We start from the raw sequence: 15,259 nt of genomic DNA on the forward strand, positions 1-15,259 counted from the left end.
CGCGCACTCCTGTGCGCAAGGACGAGCAACGCAGCATGGCGCGGCCAGCACGGTGCTGGCGGGTGCATAGCGCTCTTACCCAATAAGTGAAGCCTGCCGGAGCCAAAAATGTCAAAGCGCATAAGGTGTTATTGAGGGTTGCAAGCGATCAACTGCCGGATTTGGGTTAACTGGGGGCGAGGTGGATGCGCTGCAAGCCTGCGGCCGTCAGGCGCAGCAGATCGGCGCGTGGCGGCTGCGCGGCCAGTTCCCAGTCGGACAGGACGTGGCGCTGCAGGCCGGGTGCGAGCAGGTGCGTGGCCGGGCGGTGGGTGTGGCCGTGGATCAGGCTCTGGGCCTGGGCGGCGTGCAGCCAGGCGCAGGCGGCGGCGCTATCCACATCCGCATAGGGCTGGCCGCTGTGCTTGAGCGCTTCGCTCTCGGTGCGGGCGCTGCGTGCCTGGGCGCGGCGCACGGCCAGCGGCTGGGCCAGAAATTGCTGCTGCCAGCCGGGGCTGCGCGCCAGGGCGCGAAAGCGCTGGTAGGCGGTGTCGTCCAGGCACAGCGCGTCGCCGTGCGAGAGCAGCCAGCGCGCGCCGGCAAAGGTCAGCACCGTGGGGTCGGCCAGCAGCGCCATGCCGCTGGCCTGGGCCAGGCCGCTGCCGGCGAGAAAGTCGCGGTTGCCGTGCAGGAAGAACAGCGCGCGCTGGCGTGCGGCCTGGGCCAGCAGGGCGCAGCAGCGCGCTTCAAAACTGTGGGGTTCGCTCAGGGCGTCGTCGCCGACCCAGACCTCGAACAGGTCGCCGAGGATGAAGACGGCGTCCGCCGGGCTGTGGGCCAGGTAGTGCGCGAGTGCGGCCAGCGTTGCCGGCGCGCTCTCTTGCAGGTGCAGGTCGGAGAAAAAATCGACCGTGCGCCAGGCAGCGGGGGCGATGAGCTCCTGGGCCGGGGGCACGGTCATTTGCTGCGCGGGGCCTGGTTTACAGGGCCACGGCCTTGTCGATCACCACGGCGTCGAACGGCACGTCGTCGTGGTAGCCCTTGCGCGTGGTGCGCACTTTCTTGATGGCATCGACGATGTCCTCGCCCTTGACGACCTTGCCGAACACGGCGTAGCCCCAGCCCTGGCCGTTGGGTGCAGTGTGGTTGAGGAAGTCGTTGTTCACGGTGTTGATGAAGAACTGCGCCGTGGCGCTGTGCGGGTCGCCGGTGCGGGCCATGGCGATGGTGTACTGGGCGTTCTTCAGGCCGTTTTGCGCTTCGTTCTCGATCGGTGCGTCGGTGTCTTTTTGCTTCATGTCGGGGGTGAAGCCGCCGCCCTGGATCATGAAGTTCTTGATGACGCGGTGGAAGATGGTGCCGTCGTAGTGGCCCTTGTTCACGTAGGCGAGAAAGTTGGCCGTGCTCTTGGGCGCCTTCTCGGCGTCGAGTTCGAGCGTGATGACGCCCTGGGTGGCGGTTTCAGCGACGTTGATGGTGACGTGCAGTTCGACTTGCGGATTGCTCATGGTGTGAAGTCCTTTCGAGGGGGGTTACTTGATCAGCGTGGCCGATTGGATCACGACCGGCGTGGTCGGCAGGTTCTGGAAGGCGCCGCCCCGGTCTTGCGTCGGCGTGGCCTTGATTTTGTCCACCACGTCCTGGCCCTTGATGACCTTGCCGAACACGGTGTAGCCGTAGCCGTCGGGCTTGGGCGCGTTGAGCATGTCGTTGTTCTTGACGTTGATGAAGAACTGCGCCGTGGCCGTGTGCGGGTTGGCGGTGCGCGCCATGGCGATGGTGTAGGTGTCGTTCTTCAGGCCGTTTTTCGATTCGAGCTGGATCGGCTCGCGCGTGGGTTTTTGCTGCTGCTTGGTGTCAAAGCCGCCGCCCTGGATCATGAAGCCGTCGATCACGCGGTGAAAAATCGTGCCGTCGTAGTGCTTGTCCTTGACGTACTGCAGGAAGTTCTCCACCGTCAGCGGCGCCTTTTCGGGTTCGAGCTCGACGACGATGTCGCCCAGGCTGGTGGCGAGCTTGACCTTGGGGTGTTCCTCGGCCGCTGTTGCTATCGAAAAATGAGCTGCTAGCGCAATCCCAGCAAGCGCCAGGGCCGATTTTCTGCGTGAAATCATCCGATCACTCCTTCAAAAAATATCTTCCATTGTCCCGCCTGGCGCAGCCAGTACTGGCGCTTGATGGGGCCGCTGCGCGCGCCCTGCGCGACTTCGCCAAAGGTGACGACCATGGTGTCCTCACCATCGTTCCAGCGCAGGTACGAGAGTTCCTTGAGCTGCAGCGCCCGGCTCTGCAGCTGCTGCAGCTCGCGCGTGAGTACGCCGCGCCAGTCGGCGAGTTTGTACTGCTCGTTGGCAAAGTCGCTGGCGTAAAAGCCCAGCAGCCGTGGGAGGTTGCCATCGTTCTTGGCCTGGCTCCAGGCTTGCAGGGTTTGCGCAAAGCGCTGGCGTTCGCCCTCCAGGCTCGCTGGCTGCACCCATTGCAGCTGGCGTGCAATCACCACCGGGGTGGTGCGCGGCTGCGCCTGGCGCAGCAATTGGCGCAGATCGGGGTTGGCCATGGCGACGCAGCCGTCGGTGGCCTGCGGCGCGCGGGCGTATTGCTCGGGCGGTGTGCCGTGCAGCCAGATGCCGCTGCCGCCCTTGCCCCGGCGCAGGTCGTAGGGATTGGGGTAGTTGAGCGTGAGCGCACCGGCGCCGTAGAAGTCGCGCAGGCTTTTGGGGTCGAGGTTGCTGCCGATGTAGTACACGCCCAGCGGCGTGCGCTGGTCGCCTTCCAAGCCTTTTTCCACGCCGAGTTTGCCGACCGAGACGTAATAGTCGGCCACCAGCTTCATGCCGGAGGCGCTGTTTTCAAATAGGTACAGGCGCGCGCGCGAGGCATCGACGGCAATGGCGTGGCCGCTGCTGGGGGCTATCTGCATGAACTGCGCCGGCACGCTGCCCGCTGGCGGGCGCTCGCGCAGCGCCTGCAGCCGCAGCCGTGCCTCTTGCTGCAGTTCGGCGCGTGCGCTGGCCTCGGGGCGGTCGGCTGCGGCGCGCTCGGGCGGCAGCTGGGCCAGCAGCAAGTCGGCGTAGAGCAGCTGCGCGAGTTGAAAGTGCGGGTGGCTGCGCGCCAGGCGTTCGGCCAGCTGCAGCGCCTGGCGCATCTGCCCTTGGCCGATGTGCTGGTAAATGGCGATCAGGCGCGCCTCGCCCTGGCCGTCGTCGGCAAGGGCAGGGCGGTGCACCTTTGCGGGGGCGGCGGGCGCTTTGGCGGCGCTGCCACGGGCCCAGATGGGCACGGCAGTGGCAGCCAGGATCAGGCCCAATCCACAGGCGGCGAGGTGAGAAAAAGAGGGGGAAAAACGTGCCACTGCGCGCAAAAGGCTTTGAGCAGAAAAAAATGCGCCCTGCAGGTGGTGCAGGGCGCAGGCGTTGGGCCCAGGGGTTTAGCCGCCGGTCGATTCTTTCACGATCAGCCACTGGCCGCTGACTTTGGCCAGCTGCAGGGTTTTGCGGCTGGAGACGCTCAGCTGGTCAGCCTTGTAGTCCTGGCGAAAGCGCGCCTGTGCCTTGTCGCCTTGCACCTGCACTTGCAGGTTCTGCACCTTTACGCTGATGCTGGATTTGCCCATGATGCGCTCGCGCCGCTGCTGCTCCCAGGCTTTGCGCGGCATTTGGCCGGGGGTATCGAAAGCCTTGCCGTAGGCGCCCAGGTAGGCGGCCATGTCTTTGTTGGCCCAGGCGTGGGCCCAGGACTGGACGGCGGCGGTGACGTCTTTTTCAGCCTGCTCGGGGGCGGCTGGGGTGGGTGCCGGTGCGGGCGTCACGGCGGGTGCTGGCGCTGCGGCCGGAGTTGCTGCGGGGGCAGGTGCGGCGACTGCGGGGGCAGGTGCGGCGGCTGCAGCAGGTGTGGCGCCGGCCTTGCTGGCTTTGGGCGCCGCCTGGCCGGGGGTGAACATATCGCGCAGCAGGGCCAGCTTGGGCGGGACGGCGGCGTTGCTGCCGTCGAGCTGCAGCGCCTTGCTGTAGGCCTGGCCGGCCAGGCGGGCGTAAACGTCGCCCAGGTTCTCGTGCGCCGTGGCGTAGCTGGGGTTGGTGCGGATGGCCATCTCCAGCGCCGTACGCGCCTTGTCGAACTGGTTCTGGCCGGCGTAGAGCACGGCCAGGTTGTTGTAGGGCTCGGGTAGCTCGGGGTAGTCTTCGGTCAGGCGGGTGAAGGTCTGGATGGCGTCGGCACTCTTGCCCGCTTCGGTCTGGATCACGCCTTTCAAAAAGCGCATTTGGGGATCGCGCGGCTTGCTTGCCAGGTATTGCTCGGCCTTGGTCTGGGCTTCTGCCAGCTTGCCGCTGCGCACCAGCTGGCTGACGTCGCTGTAGTCGTCGGCATGGGCGGCGCAGGCGGCCAGCAGGGCCGCAGCAAGACTGAGCGCGCGCAGGCGGCTGCGCAGGAAGGGGCGTACAGGCATGGGGGACTTTCTGTCTGAAGGGCCCCCTGCAAGGGCGGGGGGCTTATACTGCGGCGGATTGTAGCTGAGGGGTTTTTGCTGATGCCGGTGCGCTGCTGCTGGTGTTTTTCCCAGCTACCAGGGCGTTTTCTGGCATCGCCCTTTGCTGAATTTCTCCCCCCAAGAACATCCCATGAGTTTGCGTATCTACAACACGCTGTCGCGTGCCTTGGAGGCGTTTTCGCCGCTCGAACCCGGCCATGTGCGCATGTATGTCTGCGGCATGACGGTGTATGACCTGTGCCACGTCGGCCACGCGCGCTCCATGATTGCCTTTGACGTCGTGCAGCGCTGGCTGCGCGAAAGCGGCTACCGCGTCACCTTCGTGCGCAACATCACCGACATCGACGACAAAATCATCCGCCGCGCGCTGGAGAACGGCGAAACCATAGGCGCCCTGACCGAGCGCATGGTGGCCGAGATGTACCGCGACGCCGATGCCCTGGGCGTCGAACGCCCGCAGCACGACCCGCGCGCCACGGCCTATGTGCCGCAGATGCTGGCGCTGACGGCGCAGCTCGAGGACAAGGGCCTGGCCTACCGCACGCCAGCGGGCGATGTGAACTTTGCCGTGCGCAAGTTCCCTGGCTACGGCAAGCTCTCGGGCAAGAGCCTTGACGAGCTCAACGCCGGCGAGCGCGTGGCCGTGCAGGAGGGCAAGCAAGATCCGCTCGACTTCGTGCTCTGGAAGTCGGCCAAGGAGAGCGAGCCGGCCGAGGCGAAATGGCCCAGCCCCTACGGCGCCGGGCGCCCGGGCTGGCACATCGAATGCTCGGCCATGTGCCAGGCGCTGCTCGGGCAGAGCATCGACATCCATGGCGGCGGCGCTGACCTGCAATTCCCGCACCACGAGAACGAAATCGCGCAGAGCGAGGGTGCGCACGGCACGCCGCTGGCACGCTTTTGGATGCATAACGGCTTCATCAACATCGACAACGAGAAGATGTCCAAGAGCCTGGGCAACTTCTTCACCATCCGCGACGTGCTGCAGCAGTTCGACGCCGAGACGGTGCGCTTTTTCGTCGTGCGCAGCCATTACCGCAGCCCGCTGAATTACAGCGATGCGCACCTGCAGGACGCGCGCAGCGGCTTGAAGCGCCTGTACACGGCGCTGGCAGCGGTGGCGCCAGTGGCCGCACCCATCGACTGGAGCAACCCCTACGCCGCGCGCTTTCAGGCCGCCATGGACGAAGACTTTGGCACGCCCGAGGCCGTGGCCGTGCTCTTTGACCTGGCGAGCGAGGTCAACCGCACGCGCAGCGGCGCGCTTGCGGGCCTGCTGCAGGCGCTCGGTGGCTGCCTGGGCCTGCTGCAGGGCGCGGCCGATGCCTTTTTGCAATCAGGCGCGGGCCTGGATGCCGATGCCATTGCGGCGCAGATTGCCGCGCGCGCAGCCGCCAAGGCGGCAAAGAATTTTGCTGAGGCCGACCGCATCCGCGCAGATTTGCTGGCGCAGGGCATCGTCCTCAAGGATTCGCCCCAAGGTACGACCTGGGAGGCGGCGCAATAAATGCTTTGTATGCAAAAAACGCCTGCAGGGCAGGCGGGGTAAGCGGTGGTTACTATCAAAACAGTAGCGCAAGAGGCGCTGCCTGCGGGTGCGCCCGGTTACTGGGCCGAGGCCTGCCGGCACCTGGTGAAGAAGGATCGGGTGATGAAGCGCCTGATCCCGCAGTTTGCCCTTGAATGCCTGCACACGCGCGGTGATGCGTTTGGCACCCTCTCGCGCAGCATCGTGGGCCAGCAAATTTCGGTCAAGGCGGCGCAGTCGGTATGGAACCGTTTTGCTGCCCTGGCACCCGACTTCACGCCCGAGGCCGTGCTGCGGCTCAAGGTGGACGATATGCGCGCCGCCGGCCTGTCGGCGCGCAAGGTGGACTACCTGGTGGACGTGGCGCTGCACTTTGTCGATGGTCGCCTGCACGTCGATGCCTGGCAGGGCATGGACGACGAGGCCATCATCGCCGAGCTGGTCGCCATCCGGGGCGTGGGCCGCTGGACGGCGGAGATGTTTCTTATTTTTCATCTGCTGCGCCCGAACGTGCTGCCGCTCGACGACGTGGGCCTGATCAACGGCATCAGCCAGCTGTATTTTTCAGGCGAGGCCGTCAGCCGCAGCGAGGCGCGCGAGGTTGCCGCCGCCTGGAAACCGTGGAGCACGGTGGCGACTTGGTATATTTGGCGCTCGCTCGACCCGCTGCCGGTAGTCTATTGACCCCACCGCGCGCAGCGAGCGTTCGCAGCAACCGGAGGCCATCCCCGACGAGTGCGGGTCGGGCCCCCTAGGAGAATCATCTTGGCGAAAAAGACCTTTCTGGATTTCGAGCAGCCGATTGCGGAACTCGAATCCAAAATCGAAGAACTGCGCTACGTGCAAAACGAGAGCGCGGTCGATATCTCGGATGAAATCGACCAGCTGAGCAAAAAAAGCCAGCAGCTGACCAAGGACATCTACAGCGACCTCACCCCCTGGCAGATCACCAAGATTGCCCGCCACCCCGAGCGCCCGTACACGCTCGACTACGTGCGCGAGCTGTTTACCGATTTTGTCGAAATGCACGGCGACCGCCACTTTGCCGACGACCTGTCCATCATCGGTGGCCTGGCGCGCTTTAACGGTCACCCCTGCATGGTCATTGGCCAGCAAAAAGGCCGCGACACCAAGGAGCGCGCGCTGCGCAACTTCGGCATGAGCCGCCCCGAGGGCTACCGCAAGGCGCTGCGCCTGATGAAGACGGCAGAAAAATTCAAGCTGCCGGTGTTCACCTTCGTCGATACCCCGGGCGCCTTTCCCGGCATTGACGCCGAGGAGCGCGGCCAGTCCGAGGCCATCGGGCGCAACATCTTCGAGATGGCGCAACTGCAAGTGCCCATCATCACCACCATCATCGGCGAGGGTGGCTCGGGCGGCGCCCTGGCCATCAGCGTGGGCGACCAGACCTTGATGCTGCAGTACTCGGTGTACTCCGTCATCAGCCCCGAGGGCTGCGCCTCCATTTTGTGGAAAACCGGCGACAAGGCCCAGGACGCGGCCGAGGCCCTGGGCATCACGGCGCACCGCTTGAAGGCCCTGGGCCTGGTGGACAAGATCGTCAACGAGCCCGTGGGCGGCGCGCACCGCGACCCCAAGCAGATGGCCGCTTTCTTGAAGCGTGCCCTCAACGACGCCTGGCGCCAGCTGGCCGATTTGAAGCCCAAGGACTTGCTCGACCGCCGCTACGAGCGCCTGCAGGGCTACGGCCGCTTCAACGACACCAAAGCCAGCTGATTGGCGTAGCTGCACCTTCAAGCCCCTGTCCGTGCCGGCCAGGGACTTTTTTGCGTACATCCCCGTACCCCCATGTGGGTCGGCCGGCAGTAACATGGCCTGCAAAGCCGGTTGTGCTGGCACGGAGGAGATACGTATGTCGATGTGGAAAACACTCAAGGGCCAGGTACTGCTGATTGCGGCCTTGTGCTTGCTTGCCGGCTTGACGGTGCTGGCAGGGGCCAATTACCTGGTGGCACGCGCCCAGGCGTATGACGCCTTGGCGGCGCAGTCCCAGGCCCTGGCGCGCAGCCATGCCGAGGCGCTGCGCGATTGGGTACGCGGCAAAGCCTCCATCGTCGAGGCCATGCCCACGGCGGTAGATGCGCCCCAGCCCGAGCCCATCCTGCAGCGGCTGAAGGCGGCGGGTAATTACCTCACCACCTACTTTGGCTATGCCGACAAGCGCACGGCCTTTTCCACACCGCAAAAGCTGCCATCAGATTACGACCCCACGGCCCGCCCCTGGTACCAGCAGGCAGCAGCGGCGCCGAGTTTTGTCCTCACCAAGCCCTACCTGGATGCCGGCGGCAACGGCATGGTGATTACCTTTGCCCGTGCCATCAGCGACGGCGGCAAGGTGCGCGCGGTGGCGGCGGGCGATGTCTCGCTCGAAGCGGTGCTGGCGAATGTGGCCTCCATCAAGCCGACACCGGCGAGCTTTGCCTTCTTGGTCGGAGGCGACGGCAACCTCATCGCCTACCCGGATTTGAAGATGGCGCTCAAACCCGCCACCGAGCTGGCGCCGCCACTGAGCAGCAGCGGCCTGCAGCAGCAGGCGGGGCGCAGCGAGTTGCTGGCGCTGCAGATCAATGGCCGCGATATGTTTTTGACGGTCGTGCCGGTCGAAGGCACGGACTGGCTGCTGGCCGTGGCCACCGACCGCGACGAGGCATTGCAAGGCATTCGCAGCCTGCTGCAAATTTCGGTGCTGGTGGGTGTGGCGGTGCTGGTGGTGACGCTGGCGCTGCTGGCGGTCATCTTGTCGCAGCGCCTGCGCCGCCTGACGGTGGTGCGCGATGCCATGCACGAAATCGGCGAGGGCGACGGTGACCTGTCGCGGCGCATCGACGCCCAGGGCGAGGACGAGCTGGCGCAGATTGCCAGCAGCTACAACAGCTTTGCCGGCAAGCTCTCGGGCGTGCTGGCGCAGATCCGCGATGCTGCCCAGTCGGTGCGCGTGGCCTCAGAAGAAATTGCCACCGGCAACCATGATTTGAGCAGCCGCACCGAGCTCACGGCGTCGAGCCTGGAGCAAACTTCGGCCTCCATGCAGCAGTTGACGGAGACGGTGCAGCACAACGCCCAATCGGCACGCCAGGCAAATCAGCTCGTCGGCCAGGCTTCCACCGTGGCGCGCCATGGCGGCGAGGTCGTCGGCAATGTGGTCAGCACCATGCAGCAGATCAATGCCGCTTCGCACAAGATCGCCGACATCATCGGCGTGATCGACTCCATTGCTTTTCAGACCAACATCCTGGCGCTCAACGCCGCCGTGGAAGCAGCGCGCGCGGGCGAGCAGGGCCGGGGCTTTGCCGTGGTGGCCGGCGAGGTGCGCACCCTGGCGCAGCGCAGCGCCGAGGCGGCGCGCGAAATCCGCAGCCTGATCGGCAAATCGGTGCAGGAAGTCGATGCCGGCTCGCGCCTGGTGCAGGACGCGGGCACCACCATGACCGACATCGTGGACGCCGTGCAGCGCGTGCACGACATCATGGCCGAGATCACCGCCGCCACCAGCGAGCAAAGCACCAGCATCGCCGAGGTCGGCCAGGCCGTGAACCACCTCGACCAGATGACGCAGCAAAACGCCGCCCTGGTCGAAGAAAGCGCAGCGGCGGCGCAAAGCCTCAAGGACCAGTCGGCGCGCCTGTCCGACGCAGTCGATACCTTCCACCTGTCGGACGAGCACGCGAGCGGCGTGCGCCGCCTGCCAGCGCCGTAGCCAGGGCCGCAACACCAGGGTCGCGCCGGGATAATGCGGCCCCATGCCGCACCGTCTTGACGCCGCCCTGGATCGTTTTCACCCCGTGTTGCCGCTGGCCGTGGGCCTGAGCGGCGGCGCCGACTCCACCGCCTTGCTGCTCGCCTGCGCCCAGCGCTGGCCCGGCCAGCTGCAGGCCATCCACGTGCACCACGGCCTGCAGGCGGCGGCCGACGGTTTTGAGCAGCATTGCCGCCAGCTGTGTGCGCAGCTGCAGGTGCCGCTGCAGGTGCAGCGGGTCGATGCCCGCCCCGCCCCCGGGCAAAGCCCGGAAGACGCTGCACGCCAGGCGCGGTATCAGGCTTTTTCGGCTGCAGCGCTTGATGGTAAAGCGCGAGTAGCTATCAAATCAATAGCATTGGCGCACCATGCCGATGACCAGGTGGAAACGCTGTTGCTGGCGCTCTCACGCGGCGCGGGCGTGGCCGGGCTCGCCGCCATGCCGGCGCAGTGGCAGCGCGCCGGCCTGCAGTGGTACCGCCCCTTGCTGGAGGTGCCGGGCCAGCAGCTGCGCGATTGGCTGCGGGCCCAGGGCCAGGGCTGGGTGGAAGACCCGAGCAACCAGGATGCGCGCTACACCCGCAACCGCATCCGCGCCCAGCTGCTGCCGGTGCTGGCGCAATGCTTTCCGCAGTTTCGCACCACCTTTGCACGCAGCAGCCGCCATGCGGCCCAGGCACAGGAGCTGCTGGCAGAGGTGGCGCTGCAGGACTTGCAGCAGCTGGGCGAGCCGCCGCGCATTGCTGCGCTGCAGGCACTCAGCCCGGCACGCCAGGCCAACGTGCTGCGCCACTGGCTGCGCAGCCAGCACCAGACCACCCCCAGCCAGGCGCAGTTGGCGCAGCTGCAAACACAGCTGCACGCCTGCCGCACGCGCGGGCACCGTATCGAGCTCAAAATTGGGCGCGGCCAGGTGCGACGCATGGGCGATTGCATCGTTTTTGGGGTGTAGACCTTCACTATGTGAATACGGCATTACCCCAGGGGGCGGTCGGTATAATTTTCGGTTGCCTGCGCCCGCATCGCAGTGCGTGTTTTTCATCTTCTTTTTATTTTTCAGATGGCACTGTACGTACATAAATACGGCGGCACCTCGATGGGCTCTACCGAGCGCATCCGCAATGTCGCCAAACGCGTGGCCAAATGGGCTCGGGCCGGCCACCAGGTCGTGGTCGTTCCCAGCGCCATGAGTGGTGAAACCAACCGCCTGCTGGGCCTGGCCAAGGAGCTCGCTCCTGCACGCGCCAACGATGCCTACCACCGCGAGCTCGACATGCTCGCTGCCACGGGCGAGCAAGCCTCGTCGGCGCTGCTGGCGATTGCCCTGCAGTCTGAAGGGCAGCCGGCCGTGAGCTACACCGGCTGGCAAGTGCCAATCCGCACCGACGACAGCTACACCAAGGCCCGCATCGAATCCATCGACGACCAGCGCGTGCGCGCCGACCTGGACGCCGGCAAGGTGGTCATCATCACCGGCTTTCAGGGCATTGATGCCGGCGGCAACATCACCACGCTCGGGCGCGGGGGCTCGGACACCTCGGCCGTGGCCGTCGCCGCCGCCATGAAGGCCGACGAATGCCTGATCTATACCGACGTGGACGGTGTGTACACCACCGACCCGCGCGTCGTGCCGCAGGCCAAGCGCCTTAAAACCGTGAGTTTTGAGGAAATGCTGGAAATGGCCAGCCTGGGCAGCAAGGTGCTGCAGATCCGCTCGGTGGAATTTGCCGGCAAGTACAAGGTGCCCATGCGCGTGCTTTCGAGCTTCACGCCCTGGGACATCGACCTGAACGAAGAAGCCACCTCCGGCACCTTGATCACCTTTGAGGAAGACGAAAAAATGGAACAAGCCGTCGTTTCCGGCATCGCATTCAACCGTGGCGAGGCCAAAATTTCCGTGCTCGGCGTGCCCGACACCCCGGGCGTGGCCTACCGCATCCTGGGCCCGGTGGCCGACGCCAACATCGAGGTGGACGTCATCATCCAGAACCTGAGCAAGGACGGTCGCACCGACTTCAGCTTCACGGTCAACCACAGCGACTACGACCGTGCCCTCGATCTGCTGCGCGAAAAAGTCGTGCCCAGCCTGGGCGCGCAAGAGGTGGTGGGCGATGCGGAAATCTGCAAGGTCAGCATCGTCGGCATCGGGATGCGCAGCCACGTCGGCGTGGCCAGCAAGATGTTCCGCGTGCTCAGCGAGGAGGGTATCAACATCCAGATGATCTCCACCAGCGAGATCAAGACCTCGGTCGTGATCGACGAAAAATACCTCGAACTGGCCGTGCGTGCCCTGCACAAGGCTTTCGGCCTGGACCAAGCTGCAGCGTGAGTTTGTCTGAAATGCCAAAAATTTAAGGCATAATCGCAGGATTGCTGGAAACGTGACCGAGTGGCCGAAGGTGCTCCCCTGCTAAGGGAGTATGGGGTGTAGAGCCTCATCGAGGGTTCGAATCCCTCCGTTTCCGCCAAAGTTAAAAAAGCCTTGTAAGTCAACGACTTACGAGGCTTTTTGCTTTGTGGTGGTAGCAGAACTGGTAGCAAATCCATGCTGTCCCTGCCCATCTACCTACTCGGTTCGACGTACTACCTACACACCCGCATCCAGGGCAAGCAGGTCAAGCGCTCCCTTGGCACCGGCTACCGACGCTTGGCTATCATGCGTGCAGTCGCACTTTTGAACGAACTGCACATGAGCCGCAAACTCCCGCCCTCCACATACACGCTCGACATAGACAAGGGCCTTTTTCAAGCGGATGGCGAGGAAGACCACAAGCGCATGATGGAAGCCGCCGCCATGGCCTTGCAATTGCGCAATAGCACCCTTGCTGCCCAGGCTCCCGCACTTCCCCAGGTCGATCCCAACATCCTCACGCTGGGCGAACTGCTAGATGTCCCCGCTCGCGCGGGGCAACCTAGCTTGGCAGGCTGCCATCCTCGTCCAGAAACGGCCTATCCCCGCTCGCGCGGGGCAACCGCAGGCCGGTTTCGCTGCTGTAGTGGTCTTTGGGGCCTATCCCCGCTCGCGCGGGGCAACCGCTCGCCAGGAGCACAAGGCGATGTGGGCTGAGGGCCTATCCCCGCTCGCGCGGGGCAACCGCGAGCGTCAGGGTCTGGCCCTGCTGCACAAAGGGCCTATCCCCGCTCGCGCGGGGCAACCGCAAAGGGCTTGAACAGGGCCAGCACCTGGTCGGGCCTATCCCCGCTCGCGCGGGGCAACCCGTCGCGCTCGAGCGCGGCAATGGGGTGCAGGGGGCCTATCCCCGCTCGCGCGGGGCAACCGACAACGAGCTCGCTGGCTACCTGCGCCACAAGGGCCTATCCCCGCTCGCGCGGGGCAACCGCTTCTTTTTTGGCGAGGGCCTGCAGCTCGTCGGGCCTATCCCCGCTCGCGCGGGGCAACCCGTCGCGCTCGAGCGCGGCAATGGGGTGCAGGGGGCCTATCCCCGCTCGCGCGGGGCAACCGACAACGAGCTCGCTGGCTACCTGCGCCACAAGGGCCTATCCCCGCTCGCGCGGGGCAACCATTTAATCTCTGAGCTTGAGCCGCTGCTATTGCGGCCTATCCCCGCTCGCGCGGGGCAACCAGCGTCTTTCCTGAGCTGCGCAAAGGCCATGACGGCCTATCCCCGCTCGCGCGGGGCAACCAAGGCGTGCTGCACCAGGGCGCGGATGTTGTCGGGCCTATCCCCGCTCGCGCGGGGCAACCGGGGGCAGGCCCCAGAGCTGGCAGGCGGCTTGGGGCCTATCCCCGCTCGCGCGGGGCAACCGGCACGTGGATGAACTTGAAGCCGCTTTCAAAGGGCCTATCCCCGCTCGCGCGGGGCAACCGCACTGAAAGCGCAGGCGTCTGGTACGGAGAAGGGCCTATCCCCGCTCGCGCGGGGCAACCACAAAAAGCCGCCTAGCGGGCGGCTGGAAGGAGGGCCTATCCCCGCTCGCGCGGGGCAACCGGCAAATCCATCGAGAAACCGCCCGCAGGATCGGGCCTATCCCCGCTCGCGCGGGGCAACCGGTATTTTTTGGCATTCGTGCGCTCCAACTCGGGGCCTATCCCCGCTCGCGCGGGGCAACCATGGACATCCATGGGCCGGCGCCGCTGCACCAGGGCCTATCCCCGCTCGCGCGGGGCAACCGTCAGCACCGCCGTCTTCGCTTCGTCTGGCAAGGGCCTATCCCCGCTCGCGCGGGGCAACCCACAACGCATCAGCCAGCGATGACCCCCGCAAGGGCCTATCCCCGCTCGCGCGGGGCAACCGGGTGAATGAAACGCTGGGCGAGACCTGGGAGCGGCCTATCCCCGCTCGCGCGGGGCAACCCATCCTGAGCCGTGCGCAGCGCCTGCAAAATAGGGCCTATCCCCGCTCGCGCGGGGCAACCCAGCGCCGCCGGGTGCTGCAGCTGCAAATGGCGGGCCTATCCCCGCTCGCGCGGGGCAACCCTACAACCAAGAAGCGAAAGGTGGACGCGTATGGGCCTATCCCCGCTCGCGCGGGGCAACCCTCCGCCTCGACAGCAAAAGTCAGATACAGCGGGGCCTATCCCCGCTCGCGCGGGGCAACCGAATGATGGATTCGGTCACACAAGGACGGCAAGGGCCTATCCCCGCTCGCGCGGGGCAACCCAGGCGCGCAGGCAGGCCGCCCACGGGCGCGAGGGCCTATCCCCGCTCGCGCGGGGCAACCGGCCTGCTTTTCGCGCAGCCAGCGACCTTGCTGGGCCTATCCCCGCTCGCGCGGGGCAACCTGCGCATGGCGCGGCAGCAAGCCCGGCTCATACGGCCTATCCCCGCTCGCGCGGGGCAACCGCGCGGCCCGTGCAGCGCGGCTCGCACCAGCTGGGCCTATCCCCGCTCGCGCGGGGCAACCAGGCGGCGGTACGGGCGGCGGCACAGGTGGCGGGGCCTATCCCCGCTCGCGCGGGGCAACCTTCTGTTCCGTGGGCCGTAGATCGACCTTTGCGGGCCTATCCCCGCTCGCGCGGGGCAACCATGTGGACATGGCGCCCGACCAAGCCGCGAACGGGCCTATCCCCGCTCGCGCGGGGCAACCCAAAGGATCAGGATGGGGATTGATTTTAGGGAGGGCCTATCCCCGCTCGCGCGGGGCAACCAATCTCCTCATGACCTTCCGCTACCCTGAGGCGGGCCTATCCCCGCTCGCGCGGGGCAACCATGTCCTCGACCTGGTCGAGGAAATACGGGTCGGGCCTATCCCCGCTCGCGCGGGGCAACCGTGGGCGATGGTGCCGTTGTCGAGCTCGATCGGGGCCTATCCCCGCTCGCGCGGGGCAACCTGCGCTGGGTCTTCACCCAGGATCGCGCGCAGCGGCCTATCCCCGCTCGCGCGGGGCAACCCGTTCGGATGTTGGCCGAGCACCGGCGGCGCGGGGCCTATCCCCGCTCGCGCGGGGCAACCGGCGAGGCGACGTACAAAGGGCTTGGTATCAAGGGCCTATCCCCGCTCGCGCGGGGCAACCGGTGCAGGTTCTGCGCCTCCTCGCGCAGCAC

The 15,259-nt window shown here is 66.1% G+C and carries 11 protein-coding genes, 1 tRNA gene and 1 CRISPR repeat array (1 of these 13 cut by a window edge); of the genes, 7 read left to right on the forward strand and 5 right to left on the reverse strand.

What is annotated here, in order from left to right; translation table 11 throughout:
- Nucleotides 1–166: 166 nt before the first annotated feature.
- The 5 genes from G7045_RS04470 to G7045_RS04490 form a co-directional block, all read right to left on the reverse strand.
- On the reverse strand, nucleotides 167–940 hold the full coding sequence (locus G7045_RS04470) for a UDP-2,3-diacylglucosamine diphosphatase (RefSeq protein WP_166157901.1): 774 nt from the start codon (nucleotides 938–940) through the stop codon (nucleotides 167–169).
- Between the two features lie 19 nt (nucleotides 941–959).
- Nucleotides 960–1,487 (reverse strand): peptidylprolyl isomerase, encoded by a 528-nt coding sequence (locus G7045_RS04475; protein WP_166157904.1) that lies wholly within the window; start codon nucleotides 1,485–1,487, stop codon nucleotides 960–962.
- A gap of 24 nt (nucleotides 1,488–1,511) precedes the next feature.
- Nucleotides 1,512–2,093: a peptidylprolyl isomerase gene (locus tag G7045_RS04480; RefSeq protein WP_166157907.1), complete on the reverse strand. Its 582-nt coding sequence runs from the start codon at nucleotides 2,091–2,093 to the stop codon at nucleotides 1,512–1,514.
- Nucleotides 2,090–3,259 (reverse strand): murein L,D-transpeptidase family protein, encoded by a 1,170-nt coding sequence (locus tag G7045_RS04485; protein WP_240919270.1) that lies wholly within the window; start codon nucleotides 3,257–3,259, stop codon nucleotides 2,090–2,092. The genes G7045_RS04480 and G7045_RS04485 overlap by 4 nt, the downstream gene beginning before the upstream one ends.
- Before the next feature lie 147 nt (nucleotides 3,260–3,406).
- Complete coding sequence (locus G7045_RS04490; protein WP_166157910.1) at nucleotides 3,407–4,426, reverse strand: nuclear transport factor 2 family protein; 1,020 nt, start codon at nucleotides 4,424–4,426, stop codon at nucleotides 3,407–3,409.
- A 172-nt stretch (nucleotides 4,427–4,598) separates the two neighbouring features.
- On the opposite strand from G7045_RS04490, the gene cysS reads away from it, so the two are divergent.
- From cysS to G7045_RS04525, 7 genes are all read left to right on the forward strand, one after another.
- On the forward strand, nucleotides 4,599–5,975 hold the full coding sequence (gene cysS / locus G7045_RS04495) for a cysteine--tRNA ligase (RefSeq protein ID WP_166157913.1): 1,377 nt from the start codon (nucleotides 4,599–4,601) through the stop codon (nucleotides 5,973–5,975).
- A 45-nt stretch (nucleotides 5,976–6,020) separates the two neighbouring features.
- Nucleotides 6,021–6,680: a DNA-3-methyladenine glycosylase gene (locus G7045_RS04500; protein WP_240919271.1), complete on the forward strand. Its 660-nt coding sequence runs from the start codon at nucleotides 6,021–6,023 to the stop codon at nucleotides 6,678–6,680.
- Nucleotides 6,681–6,761: 81 nt separating this feature from the next.
- Nucleotides 6,762–7,733, forward strand: coding sequence for an acetyl-CoA carboxylase carboxyltransferase subunit alpha (locus G7045_RS04505; RefSeq protein ID WP_166157916.1), 972 nt, complete (start codon nucleotides 6,762–6,764; stop codon nucleotides 7,731–7,733).
- Nucleotides 7,734–7,869: 136 nt separating this feature from the next.
- Complete coding sequence (locus G7045_RS04510; protein ID WP_205737207.1) at nucleotides 7,870–9,714, forward strand: methyl-accepting chemotaxis protein; 1,845 nt, start codon at nucleotides 7,870–7,872, stop codon at nucleotides 9,712–9,714.
- A 43-nt stretch (nucleotides 9,715–9,757) separates the two neighbouring features.
- On the forward strand, nucleotides 9,758–10,705 hold the full coding sequence (gene tilS, locus G7045_RS04515) for a tRNA lysidine(34) synthetase TilS (RefSeq protein ID WP_166157919.1): 948 nt from the start codon (nucleotides 9,758–9,760) through the stop codon (nucleotides 10,703–10,705).
- A gap of 108 nt (nucleotides 10,706–10,813) precedes the next feature.
- Nucleotides 10,814–12,082, forward strand: coding sequence for an aspartate kinase (locus G7045_RS04520; RefSeq protein WP_166157922.1), 1,269 nt, complete (start codon nucleotides 10,814–10,816; stop codon nucleotides 12,080–12,082).
- Between the two features lie 46 nt (nucleotides 12,083–12,128).
- Nucleotides 12,129–12,221: transfer RNA gene (locus tag G7045_RS04525), tRNA-Ser, on the forward strand.
- A gap of 416 nt (nucleotides 12,222–12,637) precedes the next feature.
- A CRISPR array of direct repeats spans nucleotides 12,638–15,259; the repeat unit is 28 nt; unit sequence GGCCTATCCCCGCTCGCGCGGGGCAACC; it runs 1,982 nt beyond the window's last position.

The organism is Acidovorax sp. HDW3 (assembly GCF_011303755.1).
GTDB lineage: Bacteria > Pseudomonadota > Gammaproteobacteria > Burkholderiales > Burkholderiaceae_C > Paenacidovorax.

Excerpts from the sequence above, each read along its gene's own strand:
- G7045_RS04480 (WP_166157907.1), bottom strand. The coding sequence starts at position 2,093 with ATGATTTCACGCAGAAAATCGGCCCTGGCGCTTGCTGGGATTGCGCTA.
- G7045_RS04510 (WP_205737207.1), top strand. The coding sequence starts at position 7,870 with ATGTCGATGTGGAAAACACTCAAGGGCCAGGTACTGCTGATTGCGGCC.
- G7045_RS04470 (WP_166157901.1), bottom strand. The coding sequence starts at position 940 with ATGACCGTGCCCCCGGCCCAGGAGCTCATCGCCCCCGCTGCCTGGCGC.
- G7045_RS04520 (WP_166157922.1), top strand. The coding sequence starts at position 10,814 with ATGGCACTGTACGTACATAAATACGGCGGCACCTCGATGGGCTCTACC.
- G7045_RS04490 (WP_166157910.1), bottom strand. The coding sequence starts at position 4,426 with ATGCCTGTACGCCCCTTCCTGCGCAGCCGCCTGCGCGCGCTCAGTCTT.
- tilS (WP_166157919.1), top strand. The coding sequence starts at position 9,758 with ATGCCGCACCGTCTTGACGCCGCCCTGGATCGTTTTCACCCCGTGTTG.
- cysS (WP_166157913.1), top strand. The coding sequence starts at position 4,599 with ATGAGTTTGCGTATCTACAACACGCTGTCGCGTGCCTTGGAGGCGTTT.
- G7045_RS04475 (WP_166157904.1), bottom strand. The coding sequence starts at position 1,487 with ATGAGCAATCCGCAAGTCGAACTGCACGTCACCATCAACGTCGCTGAA.